This is a genomic window from Eikenella sp. Marseille-P7795 (genome assembly GCF_916618725.1).
Classification (GTDB): Bacteria; Pseudomonadota; Gammaproteobacteria; order Burkholderiales; family Neisseriaceae; genus Eikenella; species Eikenella longinqua.
Genome location: NZ_CAKAJZ010000001.1, coordinates 529,331 through 543,999, shown reverse-complemented (window position 1 = coordinate 543,999; position 14,669 = coordinate 529,331). Strand labels below are relative to the sequence as shown.

Here is a 14,669-nt window from a genome sequence, read left to right as displayed (position 1 = left end):
AAACAGGCTACCTGAAATTTTTCAGGTAGCCTGTTTAAGTTTGGATACTGTCTTTGCCAGCAAACGAAGCAATCATCGCTTGGCATAACGATGCCGGCTAGAACTCGCTCTTTCGCCGGGCAAACATTTCCCTTCAGCGCAAAGCCTTATCCCCGATATCGCGGCGGTATTGCATGCCGGGGAAAGAAACCTCGGCCACGGCGCGGTAGGCCTGCTGTTTGGCAGCGGCCAAATCGTCGCCCAAGCCGACCACACACAGCACGCGGCCGCCGTTGGTAACGGTATGGCCGGCTTCCGTGGCCGTGCCGGCATGGAACACTTTGCCGATGCGGTTGGCGGCTTCGATGCCTTCAATCACGTCACCCTTACCCGAACGCTCGGGGTAGCCGGCGCTGGCAAGCACCACGCCCACGGCGCTTTGCGCTTTCCATTCGGCGCTGGCCGTATCCAATTTTCGGTTCAGCGCGGCTTGGATCAAATCGGCCAAATCGCTGTCCAAACGGCTCATGATGGGCTGGGTTTCCGGGTCGCCGAAGCGGCAGTTGAATTCCACAGTATAGGGCGCGCCATCGGCATCAATCATCAAGCCGGCATAAAGAAACCCAGTAAACTCAATCCCTTCCTCGCGTATCCCGCGCACGGTGGGCAAAATAATTTCTTCCATGGCACGGCGGTGTACTTCAGGCGTAACAATCGGCGCAGGGCTGTATGCGCCCATGCCGCCGGTGTTCGGGCCGAGGTCGCCGTCGAGCAGGCGTTTGTGGTCTTGGCTGGTGGCCATCGGCAGCACGTGTTCGCCGTCCACCATCACGATGAAGCTGGCTTCTTCGCCTTGCAAAAAGTCTTCAATCACCACGCGCGCGCCGGCATCGCCCATTTTGTTGCCCACCAGCATTTGCTCGATGGCCTGATGCGCCTGCTCTTCGGTTTGCGCCACCACCACGCCTTTGCCGGCTGCCAAGCCGTCGGCCTTAATCACAATCGGCGCGCCTTTGGCAGCCACATAATCGTGCGCGGCGGCGGCATCGGCGAAGGTTTGGTATTGCGCGGTGGGGATGCCGTGCCGCGCCATGAAGGCTTTGGCGAAATCTTTGGAGCTTTCCAGCTGCGCGGCGGCACGGGTGGGGCCGAAGATGGACAGGCCGACGGCGCGGAAATCGTCCACAATGCCGGCTGCCAACGGGGCTTCGGGGCCAACCACGGTGAAGGCAATCTGCTCGCGGCGGCAGAAATCCATCAATTCCTGGTGGTTTTTCAGCGGCAGGTTTTGCAGCTTGGGCTCCTGCGCGGTGCCGGCATTGCCCGGTGCCACGAATACGGTTTCCACTTTGGGCGACTGCGCTAGCTTCCACGCCAGCGCGTGTTCGCGCCCGCCGCTGCCAATCAGCAAGAGTTTCATGTGTTGTTTCCTTCCTGTTTAATCAATCGTTTAAATGCCATAAAGGCTACCTGAAAACCTGTTTGCGATTTTCAGGTAGCCTCTTCGTTTCCTGGCGGCGGCTCATCCAAGATTTCCACCGCACGCGTGTCCAGCCAAGCTTCCATGCAGGTCGCAAAACCGGCCAGCGGCACGGCAAAATGCAGCCGGCAATCCAGTTGCAAATCCTGCTGCAACACTTCCGCGCCATGCTGCTTGCCCAACCGCAGCACTTCGCTCAAATGCGGATAATCGCAGCGCAACAAGACTTGTTTTTCAATGTTTTTCTCCACCTGCCCGGTTTGCTGCAACACCAGCTGGGTGGCAGTTTTGTAGGCATGAATCAGCCCGGGCACGCCCAGCAGCGTGCCGCCGAAATAACGCACCACCACCACCAGCACATCGGTCAGCTCCGCCGAATCGATCTGCCCCAAGATCGGCCGCCCGGCGCTGCCGGAGGGCTCGCCGTCGTCGTTGGCGCGAAACTGCAGGCCGTCTGTGCCCAAGCGGTAGGCGTAGCACCAATGGCGTGCTTTGTGGTGCTCCTGCCGTAGCGCATCCACATGGTTTTTCACTTCCGCCACCGTGCGCACAGGATAGGCAAAGGCGATAAAGCGGCTGCCTTTGTCTTTAAACTCGGCTTGGCCGGGCTCGGCCAGGGTGCGATAGGTGTAAACGGCGGGAGAAGTCATTTCGGATGAATGGCAAGCAAATGAATACGCGGATTATATAGGAAACAGGCTACCTGAAAAATTTGATTTTCAGGTAGCCTGCTGTGTTTCACGTGAAACAATCAATCGCCCAATGCGGCAGTCAGCTCCGGCACGGCTTCAAACAAATCAGCCACCAAACCGTAGTCGGCAATATTGAAGATGGCGGCTTCCGGATCTTTATTGATGGCCACAATCACTTTGCTGTCCTGTATACCGGCGGTGTGCTGGATGGCACCGGAAATGCCGATGGCGATATACAGCTCGGGCGCCACCACTTTGCCGGTCTGCCCCACTTGGTAGTCGTTCGGCGCATAGTCGGCATCCACTGCCGCACGGGAAGCACCGATGGCGGCGCCGAGCTTGTCGGCCAAAGGCAGCAACAAATCGTTGAACTGCTCCACGCTGCCCAAGGCGCGCCCGCCGGCCACCACCACTCGGGCTTGCGTCAGCTCCGGCCGGTCGGACTGCACCATCTCTCGGCTGATGAAGCGGCTCAAACCCTGTGCCGGCGTGCTTTCCACCTGCACCACTTCGGCCTGCCCGCCTTCGGCGGCGGCTTCGGCAAACGCAGTGGTGCGGAAGGTGAGCACCAGTTTGTCGGCATCGCTGCCCACAGTGGCAAAGGCATTGCCGGCGTAAATCGGGCGCACAAAGGTGTGGCCGTCCACGATTTCGGTTAAATCAGACACCTGCGGGCAATCCAGCAGGGCGGCCACACGCGGCAACAGGTTTTTGCCGAAGGTGCTGGCGGCGGCGGCGATGTAGCGGTAGTCTGCCGCCAGCTTCACCACCAACGGCGCCAATTCTTCGGCTAGGCCGTCGGCATAATGGGCGGCATCGGCCAGCCATACTTTGCTTACGCCGGCCACCTGTTTGGCCTGCTCGGCCACCGCGGCCGCGCCGCTGCCGGCCACCAATACATGCACTTTGCCCAGCTTGCTGCCGGCGCTCACGGCGTGCCGCGTGGCGGCAGCCAGGGTTTTGTTGTCGTGTTCGGCAATAATCAATACGGTCATGGCGCTCTCCTCAAATCACCTTGGCTTCGTTTTTCAATTTGGCCACCAGTTCGGCCACGCTTTCCACTTTCACGCCGCCGCTGCGCGGTTTGGGCTCGTCCACCCGGCGCTGCTGCAATTTGGGCGCAATATCCACACCCAACTCTTCCACCGTGAGCTTTTCCAGCGGCTTTTTCTTGGCCTGCATGATGTTGGGCAGCTTCACATAGCGCGGCTCATTCAGGCGCAAATCGGCGCTAACCACCGCCGGCAGCTTCAAAGCCACGGTTTCCAGGCCGCCGTCCACCTCGCGCACCACCACCACTTCGTTTTCGCCCAGCTCCACCTTGCTGGCAAAAGTGCCCTGCGGCGCATTGAGCAGGGCGGCCAGCATTTGCGCGGTTTGGTTGGCATCATCGTCGATGGCCTGTTTGCCCAGCAGGATCAGCTGCGGCTGTTCGCGCTCGGCAATCTGGCGCAGTAGTTTGGCCACGGCCAGCGGCTCCAGGTGCGCATCGGTTTGCACATGGATGGCGCGGTCGCCGCCCATTGCCAGCGCGGTGCGCAGCGTTTCCTCGCACTGCTTCACGCCCAGCGACACCACCACGATTTCGCTGATTTTGCCCGCCTCTTTCAGGCGCACGGCTTCTTCCACCGCGATTTCGTCAAACGGGTTCATCGACATTTTCACATTGCCGATGTCCACATCCGAGCCGTCGGCCTTCACCCGCACCTTCACGTTGTAATCCACCACCCGCTTCACAGCAACCAGTGCTTTCATGAAATTTCCTTTTCCTTCTACCTAGTTATTCAATACGGCAAATCAGGCGGATTGTGCCGATTTGCCGGCAATAATGCAAGCCGCCCCCCAAGAGGCTACCTGAAAAATATCTTGCGGCGCAAAGCCCGGGTTTCGGCGAAGCTAAAGCTAAGCTTCGGCGGCAGCCTGCTCCACCGAGCACACCCGATCCAATACCTCTTCCACCGCAGGCAAAGCGCCCACGCCGCCCACATTGCGCGCCCAAGCCGACGTTTGCACGCCGGTTTTCACCGGGTCGCTGTCGGTATAGATGCCCACCAGCGGCTTATCCAGCGCATTGGCCAGATGCAGCAGGCCCGTGTCCACGCCGATCACGCTGTGCGCCCCGCGCAAAACATAGGCCGCCTGCAACAGGCCGAGCCGCTCCGCCGGCACTTGCGCCCCGGCCACCTGCCACGCCAAAGCCAGCGCACGCTGCCGCTCCGCCTCGTTGCCCCACGGCAGCCACACCGCCGCGCCGTCGGCCGCGTGCAAACGGTTCAGCAGCTCAACCCAATGCTGCTGCGGCCACAATTTGCTGTCGCGGCTGGTGGCATGCAGCGCCACGCGGTAGTTTTCAGGTAGCCCCTGCACCGCCGCCGCTTCCGGCACGCGCACGCCGAAATTCGGCGCCCCATCAAAACAATAGCCGAACACCTGCGCAAACAGTTCGCGGTTGCGCCACACCGCATCGCGCCCCTTGGCTACCTGAAAACGCTCGGCATAAAACGCCGCCGCCCAGCCCTCACGCGCGCTGTGTTTGTCCAAACCCTTCACCGGCGCGCCAGCCCAGCGCGCAAACCACGCGCTTTTTATCAGCCCCTGGCTGTCGAGCACGAAATCGTAGCCGCCGCCGGCCAATTCCTGCTTCAACGCGCGCATCTGCCGCCGCGTTTCCGCTGCAAACAGCCGCTTGCGCCACTGCCGCCAGCGCATCGGAATCACCTTGCGCACAAAAGGATGCAGCCGCGCAATATCGGCAAACCCGGCTTCGGCCAGCCAATGCAGCTCCACCTGCGGGCAATGCCGCGCCAAATCCTGCACCGCAGGCAGCGTGTGGATTAAATCGCCCATGCTGGAAAGGCGCACCAGTAAAATCTTCATTTGCAAATCCGAAGGCCGAGCCGTGTCAAAGCTGCGTATTATATAGCGAACCCGCAGGCTTTCGATACCAAGCCGCCACGCCCGAAGGCTACCTGAAAAATAGGCCAAGCATGCTCCCGCAAAACAGCAGCACGCCATAAACAAATTCAATCGCAAAAGCAGACGCCATCGCCAGATTCCCGTATCATACGGGCAAATCCGCCTGGAGTTTGCCATGAAACAACGCACCTTAGCCCAATCCGTGAGCGCCACCGGCGTCGGCCTGCATTCCGGCGAGCGGGTATTGCTCACCCTGCATCCGGCCGCAGAAAACAGCGGCATCGTGTTCCGCCGCACCGATTTGGCCGGCGAACAAAGCCGCCCCATCCCGCTCGTGCCCGGCCTCATCAACGACACCCGCCTCTCCTCCACCATCGTTACCGAAGACGGCGTGCGCGTGGGCACCATCGAGCATTTGATGTCTGCCCTTGCCGCCTACGGCATCGACAACGTGTTGATTGAATTAAATGCGCCCGAAATCCCGATTATGGACGGTTCCAGCCTGCCCTTCCTCTATCTGCTGCAAGACGCCGGCATTGTCGACCAACAGGCCGAGAAACGCTTTTTGCGCATTTTGAAGCCCATCGAAGTGCAAGAGCCCGGCAAATGGGTGCGCTTCACCCCCTACGAAGGCTTCAAAATCAGCCTCACCATCAACTTCGACCACCCCGTGTTCAACCGCAGCAACCCCACCTTCGAAATCGACTTCGCCGGCACCTCCTACGTAGAAGAAATCGCCCGCGCCCGCACCTTCGGCTTCATGCAGGAAGTGGAAATGATGCGCGCCCACGGCTTAGGCTTGGGCGGCAACTTAAGCAACGCCGTGGTGATCGACGACAACGACGTGCTCAACCCCGAAGGCCTGCGCTACCCCGACGAATTCGTGCGCCACAAAATCCTCGATGCCGTGGGCGATTTATACGTGATCGGCGCGCCCATCATCGGCGCCTTCGAAGGCTACAAATCCGGCCACGCCATCAACAACGCCCTCTTGCGCGCCATCCTCGCCGACCCCGCCAGCTACGAATGGGCCACCTTCCCCCACGATCAAAACCTGCCCGGCGCCTTCCACGCCCTGCCCGAAGCGGCATAGCGAAAAGCAAAAGAAAGGCTACCTGAAAATTTCAGGTAGCCTTTATTCCTGCCCGAAAGACTAGTTCGGAATATATTGCAGCGGATCAACCGGCTGGCCGTTTTTGCGCAGCTCGAAATGCAGCTGCACGCGGGAGCTGTCGCTGTTGCCCATGGTGGCGATGCTCTGGCCGCGGCGCACGGTTTGGCCTTCGCGCACCAAGAGGCGCTGGTTGTGGCCGTAGGCGGTGAGGTAGGTTTGGTTGTGCTGCACGATGATGAGGTTGCCATAGCCGCGCAGGCCGGAACCGCTGTACACCACTTTGCCGTCGGCGGCGGCCACCACGGGCTGGCCGGCATTGCCGCCGATGTTGATGCCTTTTTCACTGCCGCCGAAGCGGGTGAGGATGCTGCCGGCGGTGGGGCGCTGCCAGGTGATGCCAGCGGCGCTGCGGGTGGCGCCGGATACGGAAGGCGTGGCGGCAGGCGTGCTCGCGGTGTTGGCAGGCGGCGGGGTGGGAGTGGTGCGCGGCGGGGTGGTGGGCTGCTGGGTGGGCGCGGCAGCAGCGGGCGCGGTGTAGCCGGCGGGCTTCACACGCAGCACCTGGCCGACGCTGATGTTGTTGTCGACCAGATTATTCCAGGCGCGCAGGTTGTCCTGGCTGATGCGGTAGCGCAGGGCGATGTTATACACGGTGTCGCCGCGCACCACAGTATGCTGGGCGGCATTCACGTCCACCGGCGCGTAAGACGGGGTATAGCTGCCGGCGGGGGCGGCGCTTGGTGCGGGCGGAGTATAGGGAGCGGGGCGGCTGCCGGCGGGGTGTAGGGCGTGGTCGCGGCGCTTTGGTTGGCGGCAGGCGGGCTATAGGGCTGGGCGCCGTAGGGGTTGTTGTCGGCAGCGGCAGTGTTGCCGCCGTAGTTGTTGCCGTAGCCGGCGCCGTTGCCGGACACCACGGGGGCGGGCGGCTGGGTGAGGGTGCAGGCGCCGAGCAAAACGGTGAGCGCGAGGGGGAGGGAGCGGAAGGTAAATAATTGATTCATGGAAATGCGGCTTTCTGTGCACGAAAACAGCGCAATCATAAGCAATCCGTGCGGTTTCACGCAAGGTTGGGCGGCGTATATCGCGGTTAAGTTCCGTTAATTAACGGTACAAAGCGGGCTTCGTGCACGCAGGTTTCCTGAAAGCCGTGGGCGGTTTTCTCGATCAGCCACAGATATTGTTGCCCGCCTTCGTCGAGTGGGATCACCAATCGCCCGCCCACGGCGAGCTGCTGCAACAGCGGCAGCGGCACTTCGGCCGGCGCGGCGGTAACCAAAATGCCGTTGAACGGGGCAACTTCAGGTAGCCCCAAATAGCCGTCGCCGCACACCAGCCGGGCGCCGCCGGGCAGGCGGGCGGCGCGCAGGTTGTGCTTGGCCTGCTCGTGCAGGGCGCGCAGGCGTTCCACCGAATAAATCTGCTTCAGCCCCACGGCTTGCAGCACGGCGGTTTGGTAGCCGCAGCCGGTGCCGATTTCCAGCACCGGGCCGAAGTTTTCCACCGCCCCGTTGCCGAGCATGAGCTGGGTCATCACCGCCACGGTGTAGGGCTGGGAGATGGTTTGCCCCAGCCCGAGCGGCAGCGACATATCGTCATAGGCGCGCGAACGCAGGGCTTCTTCCACAAACACGTGGCGCGGCACGCTGTCCATGGCGGCGAGCACCTCCCGGCGGGTGATGCCCATCCTGCCCAGGCGCTGCACCATATTGTGCCGCCGCCAGTTGAAACTGCCGCTTCCGTGTGCCGCGTTCATAGCGCGATGCCCTGCCAGAAACGGGACACGCTGCCCAAGCCGGCATGGTCGGTGAGGTCCACGGAGAGCGGGGTGATGGTGATGAGGCCGGCTTCGCTTTGGGCGAAATCAATATCTTGCTCGCGGCTGGACACTTCACCGGCGGCGCCGATCCAATACACGGTTTCGCCGCGCGGGCTGCGGGCGGCTTCCACGCTTTGGTGGTGGTGGCGGCGGCCGAGGCGGGCGACGGCCATGCCTTGGATTTTATCCGGTGGCACGGCGGGGATGTTCACGTTCCACAACACGGGCGCGGCAGGCTTGGGCGCGGCAAAAAGATGGGTGAGCAGCCGCCACACGGCCTGTTCGGCGGTATCCCAATAGCGTCCGCTTTTGTCGTTGAGTGAGAAGGCGATGGCGGGGATGCCGAGCAGATAGGCTTCGGTGGCGGCGGCCACGGTGCCGGAATAGAGGGTGTCGTCGCCCATATTGGCGCCGTGGTTGATGCCGGAAAACACCCAGTCGGGCTGGAAATCGGGCAGGCTGTGCAGGGCGAGGTGGATGCAGTCGGTGGGCGTGCCGTCTACGAAATAGAAGCCGTTGGCGGCTTCCTGGATGCGCAGGGGGCGGTCGAGGGTGAGCGAATTGCTGGCGCCGCTGCGGTTGCGCTCGGGAGCGACCACGCGCACGTTGGCAAATTCGGCAGCCACGCGGGCGAGGATGGCAAGGCCTTCGGCTTGATAACCGTCGTCGTTGCTGATGAGGATGTTCATGGTGGCTAGTTAGGGGTTGGGGCTACCTGAAAAATGGTGGGATTAGATTTTCAGGTAGCCTGAAACAGGCAGGAAGGCTACCTGAAAATTATTGATGGCTTGGGCAAGATGTTTTCAGGTAGCCTCTGGCGTTTACAACACGGTGTTGGCGGGCTCGTAGTCGATCACTTCGCGGATTGTGTTTTGCCCGTCCACCAGCACCACTTTGGGCCGGTGTGCGGCAATTTCCGGCTCGGAGAGCAACACGTAAGACATGATGATCACCACGTCGCCCGGCTGCACCAGCCGCGCCGCCGCGCCGTTGAGGCACACTTCGCCGCTGCCGCGCTCGCCGGCGATGGCATAGGTTTCCAGCCGCTCGCCGTTGTTGTTGTTCACAATTTGCACTTTTTCGTTTACGCAGATGCCTGCCGCATCGAGCAGGTTTAAATCCACGGTGATGCTGCCCACGTAGTTTAAATCGGCGCGGGTAACGGTGGCGCGGTGGATTTTGCCGCCCAGCAAAGTTCGGAACATGGAATCGTCCTAGCAAAAAACCGGTATTCTACCGCAAACCGGCATGCTGTTCGCAAAGCTTGGATGGCGCTGCGGCACATTCGGGATTGCGGTTTTGTTTTGGCTTCGCGGAAACTCAGCTTCCTTCGGAAACTCCGTTTAGCTTCGCGGAAACTTGTTTTTCAGGTAGCCTCAAGCGCTGGACGTAGGCAATTACTTGGCAAACGTGCCGCTTATTGCGCCGCACCATCCGTGCAGCCGCAAGAATTGCCGCCCGCTGCCTGCAGGCTGAGCTGTTTGCGCCGGAGGGCTTTTTCGTGGCGGCAGCGTTGGCGCTCGGTGCTGATTTGCAGCGGCGGCACGGGCACGGGCCGGCCGTTTTCCATGGCCACCATGGTGAAATAGCAGCTGTTGGTGTGGCGCACTTGGCCGGTGCGGATGTTTTGCGCTTCCACGCGGATGCCCACTTCCATCGAGGTGCGGCCGGTGTAGTTGATGCAGGCGTAAAACGTCACCAGCTCGCCCACGTGGATGGGCTCTTTAAATAAAACCTTGTCCACCGAAAGGGTAACGCAATAATGCCCGCTGTAGCGGCTGGCGCAGGAGTAGGCCACTTGGTCGAGCAGGCGGAGGAGCTCGCCGCCGTGCACGTTGCCGCTGAAATTGGCGCTGTTGGGCATCATCAGCTCCGACATAATGAGCTCGTGGGCGGGAAGCTGGCGGGTGTGTTCCATGATGGGTTCCTCGTGATTTGTGATGGGAGTTGCGGATTATTCTAAGCAATAAGGGATGGCAGTTTTATTAAATTTCTCTATTTGGCAGGCAGGTTTGCCGGCACGGGCGTTTTCAGGCGCAGCCAGCCGTTGACTAACAGCAGCAGCAAGCCTGCCCAAATCAGGCCGTAGGTGAGGTAGGCCGATTCTGCCACCGGCGTTTTCAACACCAGCACTGCGGCCACAAACAGCAGCGCCGGTTCCACATAGCTGAGCATGCCGAACAGGTTCACCGGCAGCATCTGCCCCGATTTCAGATTCAGCGACATCGACACCGCGCTGGCCAAGCCCAACAGCGGCAACAGCAGCCAATAGCGCGGCTCGCCCAACACCCATGCCAGCATATCCGAATGCCACAGCAAATAAGCCAGCGCAAAGGGCAGGATCAGCGTGAGATCCAGCGTGAGCCCTTGCAGCGCGGGGATTTTCATCTCGCGGCGGTAGAGGTAATACAGCGGATACACCAGGCACACCCATAATGTTGTCCACGAAAAAGTCTGCCGCGCCCACAATTCGTGCGCCACGCCCAGCCCGGCCAGGAGCAGCGCTGCCGTTTGCAGGCCGTTGAGCCGCTCCTTCAGCCAAAACCGTCCGGCCAGCACCATCACCACCGGAAACAGAAAATAGCCCATTGCCACGTTCACGCCCTCGTTGTTCACCGGCGCCCACATAAACAGCCAAAACTGGCTGGCCACATCCAGCGTGCCCAGCAGAAACAGCAGCCAGCGGCGGCGGCTGTTCAGATGGGTGCGCACAAAGCGCAGCATCGCCGGCAGGCCGATGAGGCGTAGCGTAATCAGCCACAGCCCCGCCGCCATCACCACCATGCGCAGCGCAAACACATCCGTGCCGCTGATGGGCTGCATCCAATGGCTGAACAAATACAGCACGCTAAACAGCAATTGCGACAGCAGGCACAGCAGCACGCCTTTGCCGAGGGAAGAAGAGGGCATGGAAACTCCGGGAAGCAGAAAGGGAAACGGCAGATTATAGCGTGTTCGGTTTCCGTTTGGCTTGGCGGAAAGCACGGCAGGGCAGATTTTTCGTTTTCAGGTAGCCTCCACCCACTTTGGCCACGCCCGCAAAGGCTACCTGAAAAATAAACCTTATTAAAACCAGCAATTCAGCCGAAAGATACGGCTACCTGAAAACCGCAAGCCAACGCATTCCAGCCGTATTGAAATCTATGTTTTCAGGTAGCCTCCAACGGCGCCACACAAAAAACGGAAGCCGCCCGCAGACAGCTTCCGTTGGTTTGGCACGGCTTGCCTTTAATCAATCCGGCCGAACTTGCCCTCGTTGAAATCGCGCACGGCCTGGCGGATTTCCTCGGCGGTGTTCATCACGAAGGGGCCATAGCCAACCACCGGCTCGTTAATCGGCACGCCGGAGAGCAGCAGGATTTTGGCTTCTTCGCTGCCCGCGTTCACGGTGAATTGCCCGCCGCCCTGCTCAAAGCCCACCAGTTCGCCCGGCTCGGCCGCGTCTTGGCCGTTGATGAGCACGTTGCCGCGCAAAATCACCAGCGACAAGTTGTGGCTCTCGGGCACTTCCAGCACGGCTGCTTTGCCCGCATTGAGCACGATGTCCCACACGTTCATTTCGGTGAAGGTGTCGGCCGAGCCTCGGGTGCCGTCGCGTTCGCCGGCAATCAGGCGCAGGTGGCCGGCCTCGTCGGGCAGCGGCAGCACGGGGATATCGGCCTTGGCCAGGTGTTGGTAGCGCGGCAGGGCGTTTTTGTGGACGGCAGGTAGGTTCACCCAAAGCTGCACCATTTCAAACAAGCCGCCTTGTTTGCTGAAGGCTTCGGAGTGGAATTCTTCGTGGATGATGCCGGAGCCGGCGGTCATCCATTGCACGTCGCCTTCGTAAATAATGCCGCCTCCGCCGCTGGAATCGCGGTGCGCCACTTCGCCGTGGTAGGCAAGGGTAACGGTTTCAAAGCCTTTGTGCGGATGCTGCCCCACGCCGCGCGGGCTGCGGGCTTCGTTGGGGGCAAATTCGTAGGGCGCGGCGTAATCCAGCATCAGGAAGGGGTTAGTGCCGCGGTCGTCGGCCATGTGGGAAAACAAGGGCCGCACCAGGAAGACGTCGCCCACCCAGTGTTGGCTGTTGGCACGGTAGATTTGTTTCACTTTTCGCATGATGGTTTCCTCTTGATGGGGCTACCTGAAAATTTTAGCTGTACTTTAGCTTCGCAGAAACTCAGCCTTGCTTCGCAAGACATCGTTTTAACTTCGTTGAAGCTCACGCTTTCAGGTAGCCTTTATGTGTTTGTTTTATCTATACCTGCATACCGGCAGCTTGGGCGGCGCGCAGCTTGGCGGGGGTCACGTCGTTGCCTTCGCTGTCCACCACGCTCACCGTGGAAAGGATGTTGGTCATCTGCCCCAACACCTGTTTCACATAAGCCTGCCGCAGCTCATCGCGTTCGGCCAGCTCGGCTTCGGTGAGGCCCGCGGTTTTGGCTTTGCGGGCCAGCTCGTTGATGCGGTCTAATTCAGCAATTCGCATGATTTCCTCCTTAAGTTTTTAGTGTCATTTTGATGCGTTGGGTGTATTATATCCAGTATGTATTTTTATACAAGTACACACATTTTTTATACTGTAAATCCCGCCGCCGCCAAAGGAAACATCATGCCCGCCAACACCCCCGCCTACACCGACTGCTGCCCCGTTACCGCCACGCTCGACATCATCGGCGGCAAATGGAAGGTATTGATTCTCTATCATTTAAACAGCCAAACCCTCCGCTTCAACGAGCTCGCCCGCCACCTGCCCGCCATTACCCAGCGCATGCTCACCCTGCAACTGCGCGAGCTGGAAACCGACGGCATCGTACACCGCGAAGTGTATCCGCAAGTGCCGCCCAAAGTGGAATACTCCCTCACCGAGTTTGGTCAAACCCTGATGCCCGTAATCCAAGCCATGCACCGCTGGGGCGAGCAATACGCCGCCGAATGCAAAAAACACCGCAAACCGGCCGGGCAGGAAAAAAACTGAACGCAGCCCGCGCCATATACGGCAAAACGAAAACATCGAGCGCAAAAAAGCAGCCTTTTCAGGGCGCGGAGAAGACAAGAACTAGGTATTTAATATATTGTTTATCAACATACTTATTTTCTATCTGTGTGAATATACCCCCAAATATACCCCCATTTTGCACAAGTCAAAACTTTTTCCCTGCCACGCGCGCGCGTGATGCCCACATTCCGAAGGTGCAAATTCTGCATGTGCAGATTCTGCAGGTTGGGGATTGCATGGGGTTGATGTTTCAAACCGGGCTTTCGTGGAGTCGTGTTGCAAGCGCGGCTCGGCATGGCGGGTTTAATCGGTTGCATGATGCGGTGCGTTGCTTTGGGAAGCAGGCTACTGTCTGAAAATCCCTGTCTTGGGTTTCCCGTAAATTTGCGGGAAAACAGCCTTGCCCTGTTCCCGATGGCCTGAAAGCTGCTATTGCTGCCTACGGAATATCCGTAAACGTTCAGCAGGCGGCCTAAAATGCGCTAGGATTGCGTTTCTATGGTCAGGTAATATAGGTAGCCTGCAAAGTATAAATCACATTAAACGCAAAATAGGGCATTTTGCGCTTACTGGTTTTTAGTGTGTGTCGCCGCTGTTTTTCCGCTTCCGGTCGGCATGGGCGGGGTGGGTTATTCGACAATCTCCCGATGCGGTTTTCAGGTGGCCTGCAATTTTGCCGCCGTGTGCCGCCATGTGTTTCTGCCTATATTTTGTGCAAGAGGGAGAAAGAAAAATGGGGCTATATATGGTTTATATATAAAGGGGGTTAAAAATTAACTCTATTGCATATTTTTTAAGCAGGTGGTGGGTTAAAAATTAACGCTGTCATAAATCAATAGCGTTATTTTTTAACTCTCACAAATTAATTTTGTTTGAATGAATTTGCTACCGTATAACACACAAACGCCTCTGCTTTTCGGGGGTAACAATCGGGGGATTTTGCCGCTGCACAGATGGCTGAAAACTTGTCAAAACTTATCATTGCAGCACAGACAAAACCTAATAAAACCTAACATCGAAGCTCGGGAATAAATCCGAACTACCTAGGAATGCAAAAACACCAGCACGGCGGCTGGTGTCGGGTTTTCAGGTAGCCTCTCTGTCGGTTTATCTCCTGATATTCAGTTTGGCGGCTACTCTCTTATTCTCTCTCAATTCGGTTTCAGCGGCGGGATGGGGCTTAGCTCGTAGTGCCTACGCTTCCAGTCGTCGGGGGCGCGGCTGGTGGGCGGCAGGTCGTGGCCGCAGTCGCCGAAGTGTGCGCAGTTGTTCGGTGGTCAGGCTGTTGCGGTCTAGCCCGCCCCATTTGCCGGTTAATGCCCGGTTGATGCGCCGTGCTTCGTTCATGTAGCTGAAACGGCTGGCTGCCCTGCCGTTGGCTATGTAGGTTTCATGGATAACCTCGCTCATCAGGCGGTAGCCATTTGCCGCTTCCTTGCGTGCGGGCTGCCAGTCTTTGCCGTCTATCAGCAGGGCTTTGATGGTTTGGTCTACCCATATTTCAAAATCCAAGCTGATAAAGCGGGCAAAACATATCATCAGGTCGGGATGCAGCCATGTTCCGCTGTTATATCGCCCCCTTCGGGTTTGGATTAGGGCGGGATAGTCGGCGGGGTTGAAGGGTGTTTTTAATTCCCTTGAATCGCAGGGAATTAAACCTTTCTGCCTAGCCAAGGCCTGAATGTATTGCT

15 protein-coding genes and 1 pseudogene are annotated in these 14,669 nt (G+C 59.1%); 2 read left to right on the top strand and 14 right to left on the bottom strand.

The window, feature by feature from the left end; all coding sequences use genetic code 11:
• Nucleotides 1–133: 133 nt before the first annotated feature.
• The 5 genes from purD to waaC all read right to left on the bottom strand — a co-directional run bounded on the left by purD (nucleotide 134) and on the right by waaC (nucleotide 5,028).
• Nucleotides 134–1,399 (bottom strand): phosphoribosylamine--glycine ligase, encoded by a 1,266-nt coding sequence (gene purD / locus LG371_RS02770; protein ID WP_067592144.1) that lies wholly within the window; start codon nucleotides 1,397–1,399, stop codon nucleotides 134–136.
• 71 nt (nucleotides 1,400–1,470) lie between these two features.
• A complete protein-coding gene (locus LG371_RS02765; RefSeq protein ID WP_067592147.1) occupies nucleotides 1,471–2,109 on the bottom strand; it encodes a YigZ family protein in 639 nt (212 codons plus the stop codon).
• Between the two features lie 101 nt (nucleotides 2,110–2,210).
• The gene (locus LG371_RS02760) at nucleotides 2,211–3,146 is read right to left on the bottom strand and encodes an electron transfer flavoprotein subunit alpha/FixB family protein (RefSeq protein ID WP_225747678.1); all 936 of its coding nucleotides are present in this window, start codon (nucleotides 3,144–3,146) and stop codon (nucleotides 2,211–2,213) included.
• Nucleotides 3,147–3,156: 10 nt separating this feature from the next.
• Nucleotides 3,157–3,906: an electron transfer flavoprotein subunit beta/FixA family protein gene (locus tag LG371_RS02755; protein ID WP_067592153.1), complete on the bottom strand. Its 750-nt coding sequence runs from the start codon at nucleotides 3,904–3,906 to the stop codon at nucleotides 3,157–3,159.
• Between the two features lie 147 nt (nucleotides 3,907–4,053).
• On the bottom strand, nucleotides 4,054–5,028 hold the full coding sequence (gene waaC / locus LG371_RS02750; RefSeq protein WP_225747677.1) for a lipopolysaccharide heptosyltransferase I: 975 nt from the start codon (nucleotides 5,026–5,028) through the stop codon (nucleotides 4,054–4,056).
• A gap of 214 nt (nucleotides 5,029–5,242) precedes the next feature.
• Between waaC and lpxC the strand changes: the two genes are divergently transcribed.
• Nucleotides 5,243–6,160 carry a UDP-3-O-acyl-N-acetylglucosamine deacetylase gene (lpxC, locus tag LG371_RS02745; protein ID WP_067592160.1) on the top strand — a complete coding sequence of 306 codons (918 nt, stop codon included), beginning with the start codon at nucleotides 5,243–5,245 and terminating at the stop codon, nucleotides 6,158–6,160.
• A gap of 60 nt (nucleotides 6,161–6,220) precedes the next feature.
• On the opposite strand, the pseudogene LG371_RS02740 reads toward lpxC, so the two are convergent.
• The 8 genes and pseudogenes from LG371_RS02740 to LG371_RS02705 form a co-directional block, all read right to left on the bottom strand.
• A pseudogene (locus tag LG371_RS02740) lies at nucleotides 6,221–7,182 on the bottom strand (peptidoglycan DD-metalloendopeptidase family protein).
• Nucleotides 7,183–7,268: 86 nt separating this feature from the next.
• Nucleotides 7,269–7,934: a protein-L-isoaspartate(D-aspartate) O-methyltransferase gene (locus LG371_RS02735; RefSeq protein ID WP_225747676.1), complete on the bottom strand. Its 666-nt coding sequence runs from the start codon at nucleotides 7,932–7,934 to the stop codon at nucleotides 7,269–7,271.
• Nucleotides 7,931–8,686, bottom strand: a complete 756-nt coding sequence (gene surE / locus LG371_RS02730; protein WP_067592165.1) for a 5'/3'-nucleotidase SurE — start codon at nucleotides 8,684–8,686, stop codon at nucleotides 7,931–7,933. Before surE ends, LG371_RS02735 begins: the two co-directional genes overlap by 4 nt.
• Before the next feature lie 132 nt (nucleotides 8,687–8,818).
• The gene (gene panD / locus LG371_RS02725; protein WP_067592168.1) at nucleotides 8,819–9,202 is read right to left on the bottom strand and encodes an aspartate 1-decarboxylase; all 384 of its coding nucleotides are present in this window, start codon (nucleotides 9,200–9,202) and stop codon (nucleotides 8,819–8,821) included.
• A 212-nt stretch (nucleotides 9,203–9,414) separates the two neighbouring features.
• Nucleotides 9,415–9,915, bottom strand: a complete 501-nt coding sequence (locus LG371_RS02720) for an acyl-CoA thioesterase (RefSeq protein WP_067592171.1) — start codon at nucleotides 9,913–9,915, stop codon at nucleotides 9,415–9,417.
• Between the two features lie 77 nt (nucleotides 9,916–9,992).
• Complete coding sequence (gene rarD, locus LG371_RS02715; RefSeq protein WP_067592174.1) at nucleotides 9,993–10,907, bottom strand: EamA family transporter RarD; 915 nt, start codon at nucleotides 10,905–10,907, stop codon at nucleotides 9,993–9,995.
• 318 nt (nucleotides 10,908–11,225) lie between these two features.
• Entirely contained in the window at nucleotides 11,226–12,098 is an 873-nt protein-coding gene (locus LG371_RS02710) for a pirin family protein (protein WP_225747675.1), read from the bottom strand.
• A gap of 139 nt (nucleotides 12,099–12,237) precedes the next feature.
• Nucleotides 12,238–12,468: a DUF896 domain-containing protein gene (locus LG371_RS02705; RefSeq protein ID WP_067589576.1), complete on the bottom strand. Its 231-nt coding sequence runs from the start codon at nucleotides 12,466–12,468 to the stop codon at nucleotides 12,238–12,240.
• A 123-nt stretch (nucleotides 12,469–12,591) separates the two neighbouring features.
• Between LG371_RS02705 and LG371_RS02700 the strand changes: the two genes are divergently transcribed.
• Nucleotides 12,592–12,957, top strand: coding sequence for a helix-turn-helix domain-containing protein (locus tag LG371_RS02700; protein ID WP_067589579.1), 366 nt, complete (start codon nucleotides 12,592–12,594; stop codon nucleotides 12,955–12,957).
• A gap of 1,215 nt (nucleotides 12,958–14,172) precedes the next feature.
• Here LG371_RS02700 and LG371_RS02695 read toward each other — a convergent pair.
• A complete protein-coding gene (locus tag LG371_RS02695) occupies nucleotides 14,173–14,661 on the bottom strand; it encodes a KilA-N domain-containing protein (protein ID WP_255593062.1) in 489 nt (162 codons plus the stop codon).
• Between the last annotated feature and the right edge of the window lie 8 nt (nucleotides 14,662–14,669).